The organism is Streptomyces sp. cg35 (assembly GCF_050410835.1).
GTDB lineage: Bacteria > Actinomycetota > Actinomycetes > Streptomycetales > Streptomycetaceae > Streptomyces.
Genome location: NZ_CP191268.1, coordinates 7,772,276 through 7,790,699, shown reverse-complemented (window position 1 = coordinate 7,790,699; position 18,424 = coordinate 7,772,276). Strand labels below are relative to the sequence as shown.

Sequence of the window (18,424 nt, the reverse complement as noted above, 5' to 3'; positions counted from 1 at the left end):
GAGCATAGCTCATTGTTACCTATACTCACAATGCACAAAGTCCTGCTAATGTTCCCGGCATGAGTACCCCGGACGCCGACGGCTTCCTCGCCGAGCAGTTGCTGCGGCTGACCCGCCGCCTGCACCGCATCCAGAGACGCCAGCTGGAGCCGGTCGGGATCACGCCCGCGCAATCCCGGCTGCTGCGCACGCTGGTGCACTACGAGACGCCGCCGCGGATGGCCGATCTGGCGCAGCGCCTGGAGGTCGTGCCACGCGCCGTGACCAGCGTGGTGGACGGTCTGGAGGCCGGCGATCTGGTGCGCCGCGTGCCCGATCCGACCAACCGCCGGGTCATCCGGATCGAGCTGACCGACAAGGGCCGGGCCGCCCTTCGGGAGCTGCGCAGCGCGCGCCGTGCGGCGGCAGAGGAGATCCTGGCCCCATTGGACTCACAGCAGCGCGCACAGCTGACGGTCTTGCTGAACGCGTTGTTCGAGTCGCCGCGCGACATGAGAGCCGAGTCGCCGCGCGACCACGAGAACTGATCGGACCGCCCGGCGGAACGAACAGCACCACAGCACGAAACAGCACCACAGCACGTAACAGAACGACGAGAGGCGAGAGTCCCATGCCGCTGCTGGAGCCGAAGCCGGAAGCCCTGCGTCCCGGGACCCGCCCGTCGGGTCCCGCGCCCGACCGGGTCACGGACGGACAGGCGGGCGGCACCCCCGAGCCGCTGCGCTCGGAGCTGACGCGGCTGCTGGGCGCGGACAAGGTCCTCACCAAGGTCTCGGACCTCGTCCGCTACGCCTCGGACGCGAGCCCGTACCGGTTCGTGCCGCAGGTCGTGGTGGTCGCCGAGGACATCGACGACGTGTCGGCCGTGCTGTCGTACGCGCACGGCAAGGGCCGCGAGGTCGTCTTCCGCGCGGCGGGCACGTCGCTGAACGGGCAGGCGCAGGGCGAGGACATCCTGGTGGACGTCCGCAGGTTCTGGGCGGGCGTCGAGGTCCTGGGCGACGGCTCACAGGCGCGCATCGGCCCCGGCACCACCATCGTGCGGGCCAATGCCACGCTGGCCCGGCACGGACGGGTGCTCGGCCCCGACCCGGCGAGCGCGATCGCCTGCACGATCGGCGGCGTGGTGGCGAACAACGCGTCGGGGATGACCGCGGGCACCACTCGGAACTCGTACCGGACCCTCGCCTCGCTCACGTTCGTCCTGCCGTCCGGCACGGTCGTGGACACCGCGGACCCGGCGGCGGACGAGGATCTCGCGCACGCCGAGCCCGCCCTGTGCGAGGGCCTGCTGGCGATCAAGCGGGAGATCGAGGCGGACGCGGAGCTGACGCGCCGGATCCGCGCCAAGTACGAGATCAAGAACACGAACGGATACCGGCTCGACGCCTTCCTCGACGGCACGACACCGGTCGAGATCCTGCGTGGCCTGATGGTCGGCTCGGAGGGCACCTTCGGGTTCATCTCCGAAGTCGTCTTCGACACCCTGCCGTTGGACCGGCACGTCTCCACGGCGCTGCTGTTCTTCCCGTCGCTGCCCGCGGCCGCCGCGGCGGTGCCCGTCTTCAACGAGGCGGGGGCACTGGCCGTGGAGCTGATGGACGGCAACACCCTGCGCGCCTCGGTCAGCGTGCAGGGTGTGCCGCAGGACTGGGCGCAGCTGCCGAAGGAGACCACGGCGCTCCTCGTGGAGTTCCGCGCGCCCGACGAGGAGCGGCAGGCCGCCTATGAGGAGGAGGCCGCGAAGGCGCTGGAGGGGCTCGACCTCGTGGCACCCGTCGCCTCGGTGACCAACGCGTTCACGCGGGACGCGAAGACGATCGGGGGCTACTGGAAGGCCCGCAAGGCGTTCGTGACGGCGGTCGGCGGCTCGCGCCCGTCGGGGACCACGCTCATCACGGAGGACTTCGCGGTGCCGCCGTCGCAGCTCGCCGAGGCCTGCGAAGCGCTCCTCGAACTGCAGACGCGGCACGGTTTCGACGCGGCCGTGGCAGGTCACGCCGCGCACGGCAATCTGCACTTCCTTCTGGCCTTCGACGCGGCCAAGCCGTCGGACGTGGACCGGTACGCGGCCTTCATGGACGACTTCTGCCGGCTGACGGTGGAGCGGTTCGACGGCTCCCTGAAGGCCGAGCACGCCACCGGCCGCAACATCGCACCGTTCCTGGAGCTCGAATGGGGGCCCAGGGCGACGGAGTTGATGTGGCGCACGAAGCAGGTGATCGACCCGGACGGGGTTCTCGCGCCCCGTATCGTCCTCGACCGCGACCCGAAGGCGCATCTGCGCGGCCTGAAGACGATCCCGAAGGTGGAGCTGATCGCCGACCCGTGCATCGAGTGCGGTTTCTGCGAACCGACCTGCCCCAGCGAGGACCTGACCACGACGCCGCGTCAGCGCATCGTGCTGCGCCGCGAGATGATGCGCCAGCCGTCGGGCTCCCCGGTCGAGGACGAGCTGATCGACGCGTACGGATACGACGCGGTGGACACCTGCGCCGGGGACTCCACCTGCAAGCTGGCCTGCCCGGTCGGCATCGACACCGGAGCCTTCATGAAGGGCTTCCGGCACGCGCGCCACTCGCCGCGCGAGGAGAAGGTGGCCGCGCTCGCCGCGAAGAACTTCAAGGCCGTCGAGGCATCCGCGCGGCTCGCCGTCGCGGCCGCCGAAAAGATCGGCGACGGACTGCTCACCTCCGTGACGACGGCTGCCCGTAAGGCGGTTCGGCCGGACCTGGTGCCCGAGTGGCTGCCGGAGGTCCCGGGCGCGGCCGCACGCAAGCTGCCGCGCACCGCGCGCGTGGGTGCGACAGCCGTGTACTACCCGGCCTGTGTGAACCGCATCTTCGGCACCCCCGGCGACGTGTCGCTCCCCCAAGCCGTCGTCGCGGTCTCCGCGCGCGCGGGAAAGCCGGTGTGGATCCCGGGTGACGTGGCGGGCACGTGCTGCGCCACGATCTGGCACTCCAAGGGTTACGACGAAGGCAACACGGTCATGGCGAACCGGATCGTCGAGGCGGCCTGGGGCTGGACCGCGGGCGGTCGCCTCCCGCTCGTCGTCGACGCGTCGTCCTGCACGCTCGGCATCGCGCACGAGGTGGTGCCGTATCTCACCGACGAGAACCGGGAGTTGCACGCGGAACTGACGATCGTCGACTCCCTCGTGTGGGCGGCCGAGGAACTGCTGCCGCGTCTCACGATCGAGCGGACGATCGGCTCTGCCGTGCTGCATCCCACGTGCTCCATGGAACACCTCGGCGACGTGGCCCAGTTGAAGGCGGTCGCCGAGGCCTGCGCGGACGAAGTGGTGATCCCGGACGACGCGGGCTGCTGCGCGTTCGCGGGCGACCGCGGCATGCTCCACAAGGAGCTGACCGAGTCCGCCACGCACAAGGAGGCCGCGGAGGTCACGTCCCGCGCCTACGACGCGCATCTGTCGGCGAACCGGATGTGCGAGGTCGGCATGGACCACGCCACGGGCCGCTCCTACTACTCCGTACTGGTGGAGCTGGAGCGCGCGACCCGTCCCGCGACGGGGGCACGCCGGCAGTCCTGACTCCGGACGGACCGCACCGGTCGGCACGGTGGATGCACTGGCAGGCGCCAGTGCGAGTACCAGTGCCGTGCCGGTGTCGGTGCCAGTGCCAGTGCCAGTGCCAGTGCCAGTGCCAGTGCCAGTGCCAGTGCCAGTGCCAGTCTCAACGCCGACGGCGCCCGGGTAGACACCCTGGGCACCTGACGCCGTGACGCAGCCGGTCGCCAGCGCGCGTTGCCGGTACCGCCGGTGTCCGTCTCGACCGGCCCTGGATGCCGGATCTCGTGCTGAACCTGAACCTACGTGCGTGAACCGGGGGCCGCTTCAGGCCATTCCGGCGTTTGACCGCGCCGTCGATCCGTCGATCCGTCGATCCGTCGAGACGGTCGGGGCAGGACCGCCCGCCGGCTGCCTTCTGTCACGTGAGTCCAAAGGGTCGGTAAAGGAAGTCCAACTCTCCGACCACTTCCGCCCCTTGCGCCCCGGTCTCGGCCCCACCAAGGTGGCAAGCGCTTGCCAGGCACCGCACCCGCCAGCTTCGGAGGTCCGATGCACGACAACGACAACCAGCCCCTGGACGAGACCGGTCCCGACGGTCATTCCCGACGTGATGTGCTGCGCACCGCGGGTGTCGCGGGGGCGGCCGGGATCGGTCTCGCCGCGTTCGGCTCGGGCACGTCCCATGCCGCGGAGCAGGCGCCCGTGCCCGTACAGGCCGCGGCCCAGGCGCCGGCCCGCCAGGGACGGACGATGGTCGGGGTGCCGTTCGAGCGGCGCTCCACGGTCCGCGTGGGGATCATCGGGCTCGGCAACCGCGGTGGCAGCATGATCGATCTGTTCCTGGCGGTACCGGGCGTGCAGGTCGTCGCGCTGTGCGACCCGGTGAAGGACAAGACGGCGAAGGCGGCGGCCAAGGTGACGGCCGCGGGCCAGCCGGCCCCGGCGACGTACACCAAGGGCGATCACGACTTCGAGAACCTCTGCAAGCGCGGGGACATCGACTTCGTGTACGCGGCGACGCCGTGGGACTGGCACTTCGAGATGGCGAAGACGGCGATGCTGAACGGCAAGCACGTCGGCGTCGAGTGTCCCATCGCGCTCCAGCTCGACCAGTTGTGGGAACTGGTGAACCTCTCCGAACGCACCCGTAGACACTGCATGCAGCTGGAGAACTGCTGCTACGGCCGCAATGAGATGCGCGTGCTGCGGATGGCCCACGCGGGCAAATTCGGTCAGCTGCTGCACGGGGCGGGGGCGTACAACCATGACCTGCGCGGTTTGATGTTCGACCCGGACTACTACGAAGGTCCTTGGCGCCGTCTGTGGCACACGCGGCTGCGCGGTGATCTGTACCCGAACCACGGCTTCGGGCCGGTCGCCAACTACATGGACATCAACCGGGGCGACCGCGCCACCCATATCTCCAGCTTCGGCACGCCGTCGCTCGGTCTCGCCGAGTACCGCGAGGCCAACATGCCCAAGGACGACCCGAGTTGGAAGGAGTCGTACATCGAGTCGGACCGCACGATCAGCCTGGTCCAGACGGCGAAGGGCCGTGTGATCCGTCTGGAGCACGACGTGAGCACCCCGCACCCGTATTCGCGGATCAATCAACTCGGCGGCACGAAGGGCGTGTTCGAGGACTATCCGGAGCGCATCTACATCGAGCCCGACCACACGAACGATGCCTGGGGCGACTTCGCGAAGTACGCCGACTGGGACCACTGGCTGTGGAAGGAGCACGCCAATCCGCCCGGCGGACACGGCGGCATGGACTACATCATGGTGTACCGCCTGATGCAGACGATGCGGCTCGGCCTCGTCCCCGACTTCGATGTGTACGACGCCGCGACCTGGACGTCCCCGGTCCCGCTGAGCCACCTCTCCATCAAGGCGAAGGGCGCGCCGCAGCAGATCCCCGACTTCACGCGCGGCGAGTGGCGCGAGAAGCGCGGCGGCGTCGACTCGGAGAAGCCCGCCGAGGAGTGACCCGCAGGACGCGGGGCCTCGACCGCTTCCCGTGCCGCCAGTACGCTCCCGGCGCACCGGGGGAAGGCGGGGGACATGGGCGAGGACACCGCGCGGTCGGAGCGGGACAGATCGACGCTCGCAGTGATCGCCTGGCGCCCGCTGCTGTGCGCGGTCGCCGCGTATGCGGGGGTGCTGACGCTGCTGTCGGGGCGTTACGGCTATCACCGCGACGAGTTGTACTTCGTCGCCGCCGGCCGCCGACTCGCCTGGGGCTACGTCGATCAGCCGCCGCTCACGCCACTGCTGGCCCGCGCCTCCAGCGCCGTCTTCGGTGACGAGCCGGCCGGGCTGCGGGTGGCCGCGACGCTCGCCGCGGCGGCGACCGTGCTCGTGGTGGCGCTGATGGCACGGGAGTTGGGCGGTGGGCGCGGCGCCCAACTCCTCGCGGCCCTGCTCACGGCGCTCGGCGCGCAGGTGCTGGCGGTCGGCCACATGGTGTCCACGGCGACGTTCGACCTGCTGGTGTGGGTGACCGTGAGCTGGCTCGTTCTGCGGGTGCTGCGCACCGGGGACGGGCGCTGGTGGCTCGCGGTGGGCGCGGTCACGGGGATCGGCGTGCAGAACAAGTACCTGGTCGTGCTGCTCGTCGGCGTGCTGCTCGTGGCGATCGGCGGCGTGGGGCCGCGCGCGGTGTGGCGCAGTGCTTGGTTCCTGGCCGGCTGCGCCGTGGCGCTCGCGCTGGCGGCGCCGACTCTGTGGTGGCAGGCGACGCACGGCTGGCCGCAGTTCACGGTGGCCCGCGGCATCAGCGAGGACGACGGAGCGGAGAATCGCGCCCTGCTCGTGCCGCAGCAACTCGTCTATCTCTCACCGCTGTTCGTGCCGGTGTGGGTCGCCGGGTGGCTGCGGTTGTGGCGCGGCGCGCGGCTGCGGTGGGCGCGCGCGTTCGCGGTCGCGTATCCGCTGCTGTGTGCCGTGGTGCTGGCCCTCGGCGGCAAGGGGTACTACACGGTGCCGCTCCTCGTGGTCCTGCTCGCCGCGGGGTGCGAGCCCGCGCTGCGGTGGGCACGGGCCGGGCGGGCGCGGCGGGCGCTGCTCGTGGCGGCCGTGGCCGTGTCCGCCGCGCTCAACGCTCTGATCACCCTGCCTGTGCTGCCGCCCGCCGCGCTGGCCGTGCCGATGGCCCTCAACAAGGAGCAGGGCGAACAGCTCGGCTGGCCCCAACTGGCCGACGCGGCACGCCAGGGGTGGACGCGGATCCCGGCAGCCGAACGCCGGCGAGCCGTCATCCTCACCAGCAACTACGGTGAAGCGGGCGCCCTGGAACGGTACGGTCCCGCGCGCGGGCTGCCCGCCCCGTACTCGGGCCATATGAGCTACGCCGACTGGGGGCCGCCGCCCGACTCCGCGGACGGGCCCGTCCTGCTCGTCCGGCCGGACGACGCCTCCGGCATCGAGCGGTACTTCACCGGCTGCCGCACAGCCGCTCACATCGACAACGGCCACGACGTGGACAACAAGGAACAGGGCGCGGCGGTCGTCCTGTGCGCCGGACCGGCGCAGAAGTGGTCGGCTCTGTGGCCGTCACTGCGCCACGCCTACTGACCTACTCACGCCTACTGACCTACTGATGAGGTTGGCCGTCACGCCTTGAGGTCGGCCCGGTCTCCCATGACGACGACCGGGTGCAGCTCGGGGTCGAGTGTCTTGAGCAGGTACTCCATGTTCGCCTTCGACTGGCTCACGCATGCCGAGGTCCCACTGCCGTGGTCCATGTGCAGCCAGATGCTGCCACCCTTGGACTGGCCCTGGGGGCGGGTCGGGTCGTTGGGCGGCGTGCCCTTGGCTCGGTTGTAGTCGATGGCGATGACGTAGTCGAAGTCGTGCCAGTGCGACTTGGCCCAGTAGTGCGGGGCCTGGATCGACGCGGTCTGCGTGTAGGGCAGTTTCGCGCCGGGATCGGCGAGCACACCGCCGGCATCACTGAGCGTGAACACACCCACGGGGCTGCGCTTGTCACCCTCCCGGTGGTTCGTCGTCCAGCCCTTCTTGCCGTTGTGTCCGGACCAGCTGCGCTCCTTCTTCCAGGTGTCGCCGGACTTGGTGAAGAGGGCGATGGTCGAGTCCGCGGAGTCCTTGCCGTCGCCGTAGACCGCGACGACCTGCCGCGCGTTCGCCGGGATCTGCTTCTGGTAGCGGTCGCCGACGTCGGGGATGCGCTTGAGGTCGACGGCGCGGGCCTCGTCGCTGCGGGCGTCGCTGTGCCCGTTCGACGTGTTCTGGTGGCCGCTGCCGTCGCCGACGCACGCCGCCAGTGTCGCCAGTAGGACTCCACACGCCGCCATCGCGACGCCCGCTCGAACCGCACCCTCACTACGCATGCGTTCCATGGTCGCACCACGCGTCGGGAACCCCTGTGCCGGGCCGGGGGCCGCCGTCGATCCGGGCCGAATCTTTGCTCGCCACCGGAAAACCGTTTGCCTCCGGTCACCGCGGGACGCGAACCTTTCACGGTTTGTTCCGCAGCCACGAACGCGCCGCCCCGAATCCATCCCCCTCAATCCGTCGCCCTGCATCCAACGCCCTGATTCGACTGCCTTGCTTGCTCAGCGGTCGGCTCGCGCCCTTCCCTCTTCCTCCTCCCGTCTCCTCCTCTCCCATCTCCTTCTCTCCGCATCCCCCTCCTCCCTCCTCCCTCCTCCGGTGCACTCCACCTCCGGATCCCCTTTCGAGCTCTGGGACGTCATGCAGATCTCCGACCTTCCGTATCCCGATCCGGGCGTGCCCGACGCGCGCTCCGGCCCCCGGTTCCTGCGCTGGCTCGGCCGGAACCAACTCGGTGGCCAGCTCAAGTCCCTCGCCTGGGGTCTGCTCCACTTCTCCTCGGTCGCCGGTCTGCCGTTCGGCGTCGGCTACGCCGTGCAGGCCGTGGTCGACGGCTCCGGTACGCGCCTCGCCGCGGCGGGCGGGATCATCGTGCTGCTCGGCATCGCCATCGCGTGCGGCGACACGATGCTGCACCGCACGGCGGTCACGAACTGGATCACCGCCGCCGCCCGGGTGCAGCAGTTGCTGGCCCGTCGGACCGCGGCGCTCGGTGCCGCCCTCACCCGCCGGGTCGCCGCGGGCGAGGTCGTCGCGGTGTCCACCGGTGACGTGGAGAAGATCGGCTGGTTCGTCGAGGCGCTCTCCCGCTTCGCCGCTGCCGCCCTCACCGTGGTGCTCGTCTGCGTCAGCCTGGTCGTCTACCAGCCCGCTCTCGGTGTCGTCGTCGCCGTCGGCATGCCCGTGCTGGCTCTCGCCGTGCTGCCGCTGCTGCCCCGCGCCACCCGGCGCGCGGACCACCAGCGCGAGAAGGCGGGCCGGGCCACCGAACTCGCCTCGGACACCGTCGCCGGACTGCGCGTGCTGCGCGGCATCGGCGGTGAGGAACTCTTCCTCGACCGCTATCGCCACGCCTCGCAGGAAGTCCGCAAGGCCGCCGTGCGCAGCGCCCGCATGTGGTCGCTGATCTCCTCGATCCAGGTGCTCCTCCCGGGTCTGCTGCTGATCGTGATCGTCTGGTACGGCGTCCATCTCGCGCGCGAGGGCCGGATCACCGTCGGTGAACTGGTCACCGTGTACAGCGCGGTGATGATCCTCAACTACCCGCTGCGGCACTTCGAGGAGATCGCCATGGCGTACTCCTTCTCGCGCCCCTCGGCTCAGCGCGCGGCCAGGGTCCTGTCCCTGGAACGCGTCACCGAGCCGTCGGGCGGGCTGCGCGACGCGGACGCTCCGGCCGGGGACCTGTACGACCCGGCCACCGGTCTGCTCGCCCCGGCGGGTCGGCTGACCGCCGTGGTGTGCGGGGACCCGGATCTGGCGGGGCGCCTCGCCGACCGGCTCGGCGGCCACGCGGCCTCCGACACCTCCGGTGAATCCGGCGATTCCGGCAGCGGCGACGCATCCGCACCGAGGACGCCGTCCGTGCTGCTGGGCGGGGTGCCGCTCGACGAACTGCCACTGGACGTGGCGCGCACCGCGGTGCTCGTCCAGGACAAGGACCCGGTGCTCCTGTCGGGCACACTCGCCGAGCTGCTCGACGTGCCGTCCGGCGGATCCGTCCACCCGGACGAGGCACTGGAAGCCGCGCAGTGCTCCGACGTCCTCGGCGCCCTCACCCAGGGTTCCCTGGACGACAACCCCATGAACGCCCGCATCACCGAACGCGGCCGGTCCCTGTCCGGCGGCCAGCGCCAGCGGCTCGCTCTGGCCCGTTCCCTGGTCGCCGACCCCGAGGCGCTGGTTCTCGACGAGCCGACGTCCGCCGTCGACTCGCACACCGAGGCGCGCATCGCCCAGGGCGTCCGCATGCTGCGCCGCGGCCGCACCACGGTGGTGCTCACCTCGTCACCGCTGCTGCTCGACCGCGCCGACCGCGTCGTGTTCGTGCACGACGGCGAAGTGGCCGCGGTCGGCGCGCACCGCGAACTGGTGCGCGCCGAGCCCCGGTACCGGGCCGTGGTCACACGCGAGACCGACGCGGAGGCGGCAGCGACCCGTTCCGAGCTCGAGGCGGAGCCCCGGCCCGGCACCGGGTCCGACATCGACATCACGATCGACATCGAGGAGACGGCATGATCGGCGTAGCGCCCCCGGCCTACGATCCGGCGGCCCCCACCACGGCGAACACCCTGCCGGTCGGCGCCCCGGCCACGGTCCGCGCCTATGTGCGCGAGCTGTACCAGCGCCACCGGCGCGCCTTCCTGCTGCTGATCGGGGTGAACACGGTCGCCGTGGTCGCCTCGATGGCCGGCCCGTATCTGCTGGGCGGGGTCATCCAGGACGTGGCGGACGGCACCGGCGGCCTGCGCGACCTCCATCTGGAGCGCACCATCGGCCTGTTCGCGCTCGCCCTCGTGATCCAGACCGTCTTCGTCCGGCAGGTGCGCCTGCGGGGGGCGATGCTCGGCGAACGGATGCTGGCGGACCTGCGCGAGGACTTCCTGGTGCGGTCCGTCGGGCTGCCGCCCGGCGTGCTGGAGCGGGCCGGCACGGGTGACCTGCTGTCCCGGATCACCACCGACATCGACCGGCTCGCGAACGCGATGCGGGAGGCCGTCCCGCAGCTGTCCATCGCCGTCGTATGGGCGGGTCTGCTCATCGGCGGTCTCGCGGTGACCGCACCGCCGCTGGCCCCGGCGGTCCTCGTCGCCGTGCCGGTACTCGTGCTCGGCTGCCGCTGGTACTTCAAGCGGGCGCCCTCGGCGTACCGCTCGGAGGCCGCCGGGTACGCGGCCGTCGCGGCGGCGCTCGCGGAGACCGTGGACGCCGGTCGCACCGTCGAGGCGCACCGGCTCGGCGAGCGCCGCGTGGCCCTGTCCGAGCGACGCGTCAAGGAATGGACGGCCTGGGAGCGGTACACGCTCTATCTGCGGTCGGTCTTCTTCCCCGTGATCAACGCCGTGCACTGCCTGGTCCTGCTGTCCGTCCTGCTGATCGGCGGGGTCTTCGTCCTGCAGGGCTGGATCGGGGTCGGCCAGCTGACGACGGCCGCGCTCATCGCGCAGATGCTCGTGGACCCGGTGGGTCTGATCCTGCGCTGGTACGACGAGCTCCAGGTCGCTCAGGTGTCCCTGGCCCGTCTGGTGGGCGTCCGCGACATCGAGCCGGACGCGGGCAACGCCGCGGTGCGGCCCGACGGCCGCGCCGTCCAGGCCGACCAGGTGCACTTCGGCTACCGCGAGGGCGTCGACGTGCTGCGCGAGGTGACCCTCGATGTCGCGCCCGGCACCCGGCTCGCCCTGGTCGGGCCGTCCGGCGCGGGCAAGTCCACGCTCGGCCGGCTGCTCGCCGGGATCTATGCGCCCCGGCTCGGGCAGGTCACGCTCGGCGGCGCGGAACTGTCCCGGATGCAGGCGGAGCGGGTGCGGTCGCATGTCGCCCTGGTCAACCAGGAGCACCACGTCTTCGTGGGGTCCCTGCGCGACAACCTCCGGCTGGCCCGGACCGGGGCCGAGGACGCCGAGCTGTGGGCGGCCCTCGGCGCGGTCGACGCCGACGGCTGGGCTCGCGGCCTGGCCGACGGCCTCGACACGGAGGTCGGCTCGGGCGCGGTGGCGCTCACCCCCGCGCAGGCCCAGCAGATCGCGCTGGCCCGGCTGGTCCTGGCCGACCCGCACACCCTGGTCCTGGACGAGGCGACGTCGCTCCTCGACCCGCGCGCGGCCCGGAACCTGGAGCGCTCGCTGGGCCGCGTCCTGGACGGCCGCACCGTCGTGGCCATCGCGCACCGGCTGCACACCGCGCACGACGCGGATGTCATCGCCGTGGTCGAGGACGGGCGGATCCGGGAGCTCGGCAGCCACAACGAACTGGTCGAGGCGGACGGGGCGTACGCGGCCCTGTGGCGGTCCTGGCACGGGTGACCCCGTGCCGGGTGGTGGTGCGGCCGGGCTCAGATGAAGTTGAGCGCGGCCGCGCACCCCACGCCGCCGAGCAGCATGAACGCGGGCATGAGCACCTTGAGCTCGATCCAGCTGCCGGCCCGGAACCGCATCACCTTGGGCGGACCGATCGGGTACCAGCGCTTGCGGCCGATCGGGATGGGCCACAGGATCGGGCAGCCCGAGACGGTGAGCGCGTCCCCGATGTCGTGCACCAGAGCGCCGAGCACGATCGGCAGGCCCAGCCACAGGTACTCCTGGCCCGGCTCGGCGAACAGCCAGTCCGCGCCGTTGCCCGGCTTGTCCAGGACCCCGGCGAGGATCCAGGCGCTGGTGGCGGCCAGCAGCCAGACCAGGACGTCGCTGCTGGAGCCCCGTGCGGCCCGCCACAGCAGGCCTTCGATGGCGAGCACCATGTGGACGAACAGGATCGCGAGGACGGCCCAGCGGCCCCCGGTGATCGCCGCGACGGACGTGCCCGCCCCGATCAGGACCGCCCACAGCCACGTATGGGTGAGTGTGCGGTGCCCGCCGGACCGGCGCGGGTCGCCCTGCTTGCGGGTGGCCTTGTAGACGGCGTAGGAGAGCTTGTCGACGATCTCGCAGAGCCACCGGGAGATCGGTCCGAAGGCGCGCGAGATGGTCGCCGCCTTGTGGTCGAGGTCGGGGGCGAGCGCGGCGCCGGCGCAGATCAGCGCTCCGACGAGGACGACCGGCCAGGGCATCGGGTGTCCGGCGGCGGCCGCGGCCGCGCCCACCCCCAGCCAGGCCGCCGCTCCTGACAGCGAGTGTGCCGGTCCCATCATGGTGGTGTTCCGCCCCATTCCTCTTGTGCCGACGCCCCGTTGCCCCCGTCGGGCCGTGCGCGTCCTGACGCTCCGTCGGCGACTCAGCGTAGCGTTCATGATCTTCGTACGGGCATCCGATTCCCGGATCGGGACGGAAGACAGGCAAGATGGTGACGTGACCCTTATCGATCAGCTTCCGCAGACCGCCGACCCGGACGCCCTCTATGACGCCTTCGAGTCGTGGGCCGAGGAGCGTGGTCTCACCCTCTATCCGCACCAGGAGGAGGCCCTGATCGAGGCGGTGTCGGGGGCGAACGTGATCGTCTCGACGCCCACCGGGTCCGGCAAGAGCATGATCGCGGCCGGTGCGCACTTCGCGGCCCTCGCCCGCGACGAGGTCACCTTCTACACGGCCCCCATCAAGGCGCTGGTCTCCGAGAAGTTCTTCGAGCTGTGCAAGCTCTTCGGCACGGAGAACGTCGGCATGCTGACCGGTGACGCGTCCGTGAACGCGGACGCGCCCGTCATCTGCTGCACCGCGGAGGTCCTCGCCTCGATCGCGCTGCGGGACGGGGCGCAGGCCGACATCGGCCAGGTCGTCATGGACGAGTTCCACTTCTACGCGGAGGCGGACCGCGGCTGGGCCTGGCAGATCCCGCTGCTCGAACTGCCGCAGGCGCAGTTCATCCTGATGTCGGCGACCCTCGGCGACGTCGCCATGTTCGAGAAGGACCTCACGCGGCGCACGGGCCGTCCGACGTCGGTGGTGCGCTCGGCGACGCGCCCGGTCCCCCTCTCCTACGAGTACCGGCTCACGCCGCTCACGGAGACCCTGACCGAGCTGCTCGACACGCGGCAGGCACCGGTCTACATCGTCCACTTCACGCAGGCGCAGGCCGTCGAGCGGGCGCAGGCGCTGATGAGCATCAACATGTGCACGCGCGAGGAGAAGGACAAGATCGCCGAGCTGATCGGCAACTTCCGCTTCACCACCAAGTTCGGCCGCAACCTGTCCCGTTACGTACGGCACGGCATCGGGGTCCACCACGCAGGCATGCTGCCGAAGTACCGCCGCCTCGTCGAAAAACTCGCGCAGGCGGGCCTGTTGAAGGTCATCTGCGGCACCGACACCCTCGGCGTGGGCGTCAACGTCCCCATTCGCACGGTGCTGTTCACCGCGCTCACCAAGTACGACGGCAACCGCGTCCGCACGCTGCGCGCCCGCGAGTTCCACCAGATCGCGGGCCGCGCCGGACGCGCCGGCTTCGACACGGCCGGCTTCGTCGTGGCGCAGGCACCCGAGCACGTCATCGAGAACGAGAAGGCGCTCGCGAAGGCGGGCGACGACCCGAAGAAGCGGCGCAAGGTCGTCCGCAAGAAGGCTCCGGAGGGCTTCGTCGGGTGGACGGAGAGCACCTTCGAGAAGCTGATCGCCTCCGACCCGGAGCCGCTGACCTCCCGCTTCCGTGTCACGCACACGATGCTCCTGTCGGTCATCGCCCGCCCGGGCAACGCTTTCGAGGCGATGCGCAAGCTGCTCGAGGACAACCACGAGCCGCGCAGGGCCCAGCTGCGGCACATCCGCCGGGCCATCGCGATCTACCGCTCGCTGCTGGACGGCGGCATCGTCGAGAAGCTGGACCAGCCGGACCCGACGGGCCGTATCGTGCGCCTGACCGTCGATCTGCAGCAGGACTTCGCGCTGAACCAGCCGCTCTCGACGTTCGCCCTCGCTTCCTTCGACCTGCTCGACCAGGAGTCGCCGTCGTACGCGCTCGACATGGTGTCGGTCGTGGAGTCCACGCTCGACGACCCGCGGCAGATCCTGCACGCCCAGCAGAACAAGGCACGCGGTGAGGCCGTCGCCCTCATGAAGGCGGACGGTGTCGAGTACGAGGAGCGCATGGAGCGCCTCCAGGACATCTCGTACCCGAAGCCCTTGGAGGAGCTGCTCTTCCACGCCTACAACACGTACCGCACGAGTCATCCGTGGGTCGGCGACCACCCGCTGTCGCCGAAGTCCGTCATCCGCGACATGTACGAGCGGGCGATGACCTTCACGGAGTTCGTCTCGTTCTACGAGCTCGCGCGCACCGAGGGCATCGTCCTGCGGTACCTGGCGAGCGCGTACAAGACGCTCGATCACACCGTGCCGGACGACCTCAAGTCGGAGGACCTGGAGGACCTGATCGCCTGGCTCGGCGAGATGGTGCGCCAGGTCGACTCCAGCCTCCTGGACGAGTGGGAACAGCTCGCCAATCCCGAGGTGATGACCGCCGAGGAGGCCCAGGAGAAGGCCGACCAGGTCAAGCCGGTCACCGCGAACGCCCGTGCCTTCCGCGTCCTCGTCCGCAACGCCATGTTCCGCCGGGTCGAGCTCGCCGCGCTCGACAACGTCGACGAGCTGGGCGAGCTGGACGCCGACTCGGGCTGGGACGCGGACGCCTGGGGCGAGGCCATGGACAAGTACTGGGACGAGTACGAGGACCTCGGTACGGGTCCGGATGCCCGCGGACCCAAGCTGCTCATGATCGAGGAGGATCCGGAGCACGGTCTGTGGAAGGTCCGTCAGACCTTTGCCGACCCCAATGGCGACCACGACTGGGGCATCAGCGCCGAAGTCGACCTCGCGGCCTCCGATGCCGAGGGCCGTGCCGTCGTCCGGGTCACGGACGTCGGTCAGTTGTAGATCCGGGACCGGGCGGACGGTAGTGTCCGCCCGCGCCCACGCGCCGGAGTCGTCCGGCCGCGCACACGAGAGAGAACCACGCATGACGAATCCTGCGGAGCGGCTCGTCGACCTGCTCGACCTGGAGCAGATCGAGGTCAACATCTTCCGCGGACGCAGCCCGCAGGAGTCCCTCCAGCGCGTCTTCGGCGGGCAGGTCGCGGGCCAGGCCCTGGTCGCGGCGGGCCGCACCACGGACGGCGACCGTCCCGTGCACTCGCTGCACGCGTACTTCCTGCGCCCGGGCCGCCCGGGCGTGCCCATCGTGTACCAGGTCGAACGGGTCCGCGACGGCCGCTCGTTCACCACGCGCCGGGTGACCGCCGTGCAGCAGGGGCGCACGATCTTCAATCTGACCGCCTCCTTCCACAAGCCCGAGGAAGGTGCCTTCGAGCACCAGTTGCCGCCGGCCCGCGAGGTGCCGGACCCGGAGTCACTGCCGACGATCGCCGAGGAGATCAAGGGCCATCTCGGCGCCCTGCCCGAGGCGTTGGAACGCATGGCCCGGCGCCAGCCCTTCGACATCCGGTACGTCGACCGGCTGCGCTGGACCCCGGAGGAGGTCGGGGCGGCCGAGCCGCGCAGCGCCGTGTGGATGCGCGCCGTGGGCCCGCTGGGCGACGACCCGCTCGTGCACACCTGCGCGGTCACGTACGCGAGTGACATGACACTGCTCGACGCGGTGCGTCTGCCGGTCGAACCGCTGTGGGGGCGGCGCGGCTTCGACATGGCCTCGCTCGACCACGCCATGTGGTTCCACCGTCCTTTCCGTGCCGATGAGTGGTTCCTGTACGACCAGGAGTCGCCGATCGCGACGGGTGGCCGGGGCCTGGCCCGCGGCCGCATCTACGACGTCGAGGGGCGTCTGCTGGTGTCCGTGGTCCAGGAGGGGCTGTTCCGGAAGCTCGAAGGGTGACGGCCGGATCGGACGGCCCGGGAGAGCTGCTCGCCCAGGCCGTGCGGTTGCGGGAGGCGGGCCACCATGACGAGGCCCGTGCGCAACTGCTCGGCCTGCGCGGCCGGTTCCCCGACGACGCCCAGGTCGCGTACCAGACCGCCTGGGTCCACGACTCGCTCGGCCTGGAGGCCGAGGCCGTCCCCCACTACGTCGATGCGCTGGCCGGAACCGGGCTGTCCGAGGAGGACCGCAGGGGCGCGCTGCTCGGCCTCGGCAGCACCTACCGCACGCTCGGCCACCATGCGGAGGCCGTGGCGACGCTGAGCGACGCCGTCGCCGCGTTCCCGGACGACAACGCCCTCAAGACGTTTCTGGCGATGGCGCTGTACAACGTGGGCCGCGCGCACGACGGGATGCGGCTGCTGCTCACGGTGCTGGCCGGGACCAGTGCCGACCCGGACATCGTGGGTTACCGGGGCGCCATCGAGCACTACGCCCAGGACCTGGACGCCGTCGAGGGCGCCGGATAGCTCTGCCGCGCGCCGCTCTCAGCCTCGTCTGCCGAGCAGCCGCCCCCACAGTCCGCGGCGCCCTTCGACAGCGGGCTGCGGATCGGGCGCGGCGCTGTCCGCCGACGGTTCGCTCTCCGGTTCAGGCTCGGTCGGCGCCTCCCGCGTCGTGGGCCGTGGGGCGGGGCGCAGGACGCGCGCCTGCGACAGGCTCAGCAGCAGGTTCGCCCGCAGCCAGCTGATCTCGTCCGGATCGTCGGCGATCAGAATGTGCTCGACGGCCCGCGCCGACGGCGACTCGGGCGCCCCGTACCAGGACTCCTCGGGCCGCAGCCGGTGCAAGTAGGCGCGCTCGAAGGGGTTCTCGACGAGGTCGGCGAGCTGGGTCGGGTCCAGCAGTGTGGCCATCGCGGCGGCCCGCTCCCAGGGGTCGCTGCTCTGTCCGAGCAGGTAGCCGGCCTGACGGGACCGCCACCTGCGCGGTCGCAGGTCCTCACCGGCCGAGAGCCGGGCGCGCATCTTGTCCGGCGCACGGCCGGTGAGCAGCGGGGCGTTGAGCTCGGACGCCGCGAACTCCTGGAGTTCCTCGGCCAGATAGAGCCACACCACCGTCCGGTAACGGTTCAAGTAGAACTTGGCCGGCGTGAGCAGCCCGGCGCGGGCGAGCCGGGTGAAGCGGGTCGGCGGGATGCCCATGAGGTGCGCACCCTCAGCCGTCCCCACCACCCTGACCTGCCGGCGCAGCGCCTCCGGGAAGCCCTCGGCGTCGCGGATCCGCTCGATCTCCTCGCGGGGAACGCGGCGCCGGCCGCCGTCCGGCGCCGCGACGGTGCGGATCCGGCCCAGGCGTACGGCGAGGTCGAACTCGCCTCGCTTGAGCCCCAGCTCGCGGGCCGCGCTGCCCTGGGGCCTGGTCATGATGTCGCCTTGCACGATGGTTCTCCCCCGTCGGTCGATGACGTGCGGTCACTCTCCGTGACCGCTCGGGAAAACCGTAGCCCGAATCGAAGAACCCCGTCCGAGCCTGTGGATAACTTCGCCGCACCCACGCAGCGCTGCGCCTTATCGCAGGTCAGCGGTCTATGACCGGCATTCGCTCGGGGTGCCGGGCGTCCACGGCCAGGTGCTCCCCGACCCGGTTGACGAGCAGCGTCATCTCGTACGCGACCTGACCGATGTCGGCCTCGGCGGCGCTGAGCACGCACAGGCAGCTGCCGTCGCCGGCGGCGGTGACGAAGAGCACCGCCTCGTCGAACTCGATCATCGTCTGGCGCACGCCTCCGGCGCCGAAGTGCCGGCCCGACCCCTTGGCGAGGCTGTGCAGTCCGGAGGAGACCGCGGCGAGGTGCTCGGCGTCCTCGCGGCGCAGGCCCGTGCTCGCTCCGGTCACGAGACCGTCGTTGGACAGGACCAGGGCGTGCCGCACGTGCTCGACGCGTTGCGTCAGGTCGTCCAGCAGCCAATCGAGTCCTACGTTCTGCCCCATGATCCCGTCTCCCCGCTTCCTGTGGCTCCCCGTGCCCCGGAGGGGACCGCTCCCCTGCCCGGAGGATCTCTCACGCCAGCCTTC

13 protein-coding genes are annotated in these 18,424 nt (G+C 71.0%); 9 read left to right on the top strand and 4 right to left on the bottom strand.

Translation table 11 applies throughout. The features are described from left to right. Positions 1–59: 59 nt before the first annotated feature. The 4 genes from ACQUQD_RS36005 to ACQUQD_RS35990 all read left to right on the top strand — a co-directional run bounded on the left by ACQUQD_RS36005 (position 60) and on the right by ACQUQD_RS35990 (position 7,108). Positions 60–527: a MarR family winged helix-turn-helix transcriptional regulator gene (locus tag ACQUQD_RS36005; RefSeq protein WP_428956391.1), complete on the top strand. Its 468-nt coding sequence runs from the start codon at positions 60–62 to the stop codon at positions 525–527. An 83-nt stretch (positions 528–610) separates the two neighbouring features. Then, positions 611–3,553, top strand: a complete 2,943-nt coding sequence (locus ACQUQD_RS36000; protein WP_428956390.1) for an FAD-binding and (Fe-S)-binding domain-containing protein — start codon at positions 611–613, stop codon at positions 3,551–3,553. A 528-nt stretch (positions 3,554–4,081) separates the two neighbouring features. Then, positions 4,082–5,521: a Gfo/Idh/MocA family protein gene (locus ACQUQD_RS35995; RefSeq protein WP_428956389.1), complete on the top strand. Its 1,440-nt coding sequence runs from the start codon at positions 4,082–4,084 to the stop codon at positions 5,519–5,521. A 75-nt stretch (positions 5,522–5,596) separates the two neighbouring features. Beyond that, positions 5,597–7,108: an ArnT family glycosyltransferase gene (locus ACQUQD_RS35990; protein WP_428956388.1), complete on the top strand. Its 1,512-nt coding sequence runs from the start codon at positions 5,597–5,599 to the stop codon at positions 7,106–7,108. Between the two features lie 38 nt (positions 7,109–7,146). On the opposite strand, the gene ACQUQD_RS35985 is transcribed toward ACQUQD_RS35990, so the two are convergent. Then, a complete protein-coding gene (locus ACQUQD_RS35985; protein ID WP_428956387.1) occupies positions 7,147–7,884 on the bottom strand; it encodes a hypothetical protein in 738 nt (245 codons plus the stop codon). 364 nt (positions 7,885–8,248) lie between these two features. Between ACQUQD_RS35985 and ACQUQD_RS35980 the strand changes: the two genes are divergently transcribed. Together ACQUQD_RS35980 and ACQUQD_RS35975 are read left to right on the top strand one after the other, a co-directional pair. After that, the gene (locus ACQUQD_RS35980; RefSeq protein WP_428957736.1) at positions 8,249–10,126 is read left to right on the top strand and encodes an ABC transporter transmembrane domain-containing protein; all 1,878 of its coding nucleotides are present in this window, start codon (positions 8,249–8,251) and stop codon (positions 10,124–10,126) included. Beyond that, the gene (locus ACQUQD_RS35975) at positions 10,123–11,913 is read left to right on the top strand and encodes an ABC transporter ATP-binding protein (RefSeq protein WP_428956386.1); all 1,791 of its coding nucleotides are present in this window, start codon (positions 10,123–10,125) and stop codon (positions 11,911–11,913) included. The genes ACQUQD_RS35980 and ACQUQD_RS35975 overlap by 4 nt, the downstream gene beginning before the upstream one ends. A gap of 29 nt (positions 11,914–11,942) precedes the next feature. Here ACQUQD_RS35975 and ACQUQD_RS35970 read toward each other — a convergent pair whose 3' ends face one another. Continuing rightward, positions 11,943–12,737, bottom strand: coding sequence for a metal-dependent hydrolase (locus ACQUQD_RS35970; RefSeq protein ID WP_428956385.1), 795 nt, complete (start codon positions 12,735–12,737; stop codon positions 11,943–11,945). A gap of 97 nt (positions 12,738–12,834) precedes the next feature. On the opposite strand from ACQUQD_RS35970, the gene ACQUQD_RS35965 reads away from it, so the two are divergent. From ACQUQD_RS35965 to ACQUQD_RS35955, 3 genes are all read left to right on the top strand, one after another. Then, positions 12,835–15,408 carry a DEAD/DEAH box helicase gene (locus ACQUQD_RS35965; protein WP_428956384.1) on the top strand — a complete coding sequence of 858 codons (2,574 nt, stop codon included), beginning with the start codon at positions 12,835–12,837 and terminating at the stop codon, positions 15,406–15,408. 82 nt (positions 15,409–15,490) lie between these two features. Beyond that, positions 15,491–16,363: an acyl-CoA thioesterase gene (locus ACQUQD_RS35960; protein ID WP_428956383.1), complete on the top strand. Its 873-nt coding sequence runs from the start codon at positions 15,491–15,493 to the stop codon at positions 16,361–16,363. Continuing rightward, positions 16,360–16,875, top strand: coding sequence for a tetratricopeptide repeat protein (locus tag ACQUQD_RS35955; protein ID WP_428956382.1), 516 nt, complete (start codon positions 16,360–16,362; stop codon positions 16,873–16,875). The genes ACQUQD_RS35960 and ACQUQD_RS35955 overlap by 4 nt, the downstream gene beginning before the upstream one ends. Positions 16,876–16,893: 18 nt before the next feature. On the opposite strand, the gene ACQUQD_RS35950 is transcribed toward ACQUQD_RS35955, so the two are convergent. Continuing rightward, positions 16,894–17,772: a DUF6397 family protein gene (locus ACQUQD_RS35950; RefSeq protein ID WP_428956381.1), complete on the bottom strand. Its 879-nt coding sequence runs from the start codon at positions 17,770–17,772 to the stop codon at positions 16,894–16,896. 154 nt (positions 17,773–17,926) lie between these two features. Then, positions 17,927–18,340: a roadblock/LC7 domain-containing protein gene (locus ACQUQD_RS35945; RefSeq protein WP_428956380.1), complete on the bottom strand. Its 414-nt coding sequence runs from the start codon at positions 18,338–18,340 to the stop codon at positions 17,927–17,929. Positions 18,341–18,424: the final 84 nt, after the last annotated feature.

What these genes read in the sequence shown, in the direction of transcription:
- ACQUQD_RS36005 (WP_428956391.1), top strand. Translation starts at nt 60, where the DNA reads ATGAGTACCCCGGACGCCGACGGCTTCCTCGCCGAGCAGTTGCTGCGG.
- ACQUQD_RS36000 (WP_428956390.1), top strand. Translation starts at nt 611, where the DNA reads ATGCCGCTGCTGGAGCCGAAGCCGGAAGCCCTGCGTCCCGGGACCCGC.
- ACQUQD_RS35995 (WP_428956389.1), top strand. Translation starts at nt 4,082, where the DNA reads ATGCACGACAACGACAACCAGCCCCTGGACGAGACCGGTCCCGACGGT.
- ACQUQD_RS35990 (WP_428956388.1), top strand. Translation starts at nt 5,597, where the DNA reads ATGGGCGAGGACACCGCGCGGTCGGAGCGGGACAGATCGACGCTCGCA.
- ACQUQD_RS35985 (WP_428956387.1), bottom strand. Translation starts at nt 7,884, where the DNA reads ATGCGTAGTGAGGGTGCGGTTCGAGCGGGCGTCGCGATGGCGGCGTGT.
- ACQUQD_RS35980 (WP_428957736.1), top strand. Translation starts at nt 8,249, where the DNA reads ATGCAGATCTCCGACCTTCCGTATCCCGATCCGGGCGTGCCCGACGCG.
- ACQUQD_RS35975 (WP_428956386.1), top strand. Translation starts at nt 10,123, where the DNA reads ATGATCGGCGTAGCGCCCCCGGCCTACGATCCGGCGGCCCCCACCACG.
- ACQUQD_RS35970 (WP_428956385.1), bottom strand. Translation starts at nt 12,737, where the DNA reads ATGATGGGACCGGCACACTCGCTGTCAGGAGCGGCGGCCTGGCTGGGG.
- ACQUQD_RS35965 (WP_428956384.1), top strand. Translation starts at nt 12,835, where the DNA reads ATGATCTTCGTACGGGCATCCGATTCCCGGATCGGGACGGAAGACAGG.
- ACQUQD_RS35960 (WP_428956383.1), top strand. Translation starts at nt 15,491, where the DNA reads ATGACGAATCCTGCGGAGCGGCTCGTCGACCTGCTCGACCTGGAGCAG.
- ACQUQD_RS35950 (WP_428956381.1), bottom strand. Translation starts at nt 17,772, where the DNA reads ATGACCAGGCCCCAGGGCAGCGCGGCCCGCGAGCTGGGGCTCAAGCGA.
- ACQUQD_RS35945 (WP_428956380.1), bottom strand. Translation starts at nt 18,340, where the DNA reads ATGGGGCAGAACGTAGGACTCGATTGGCTGCTGGACGACCTGACGCAA.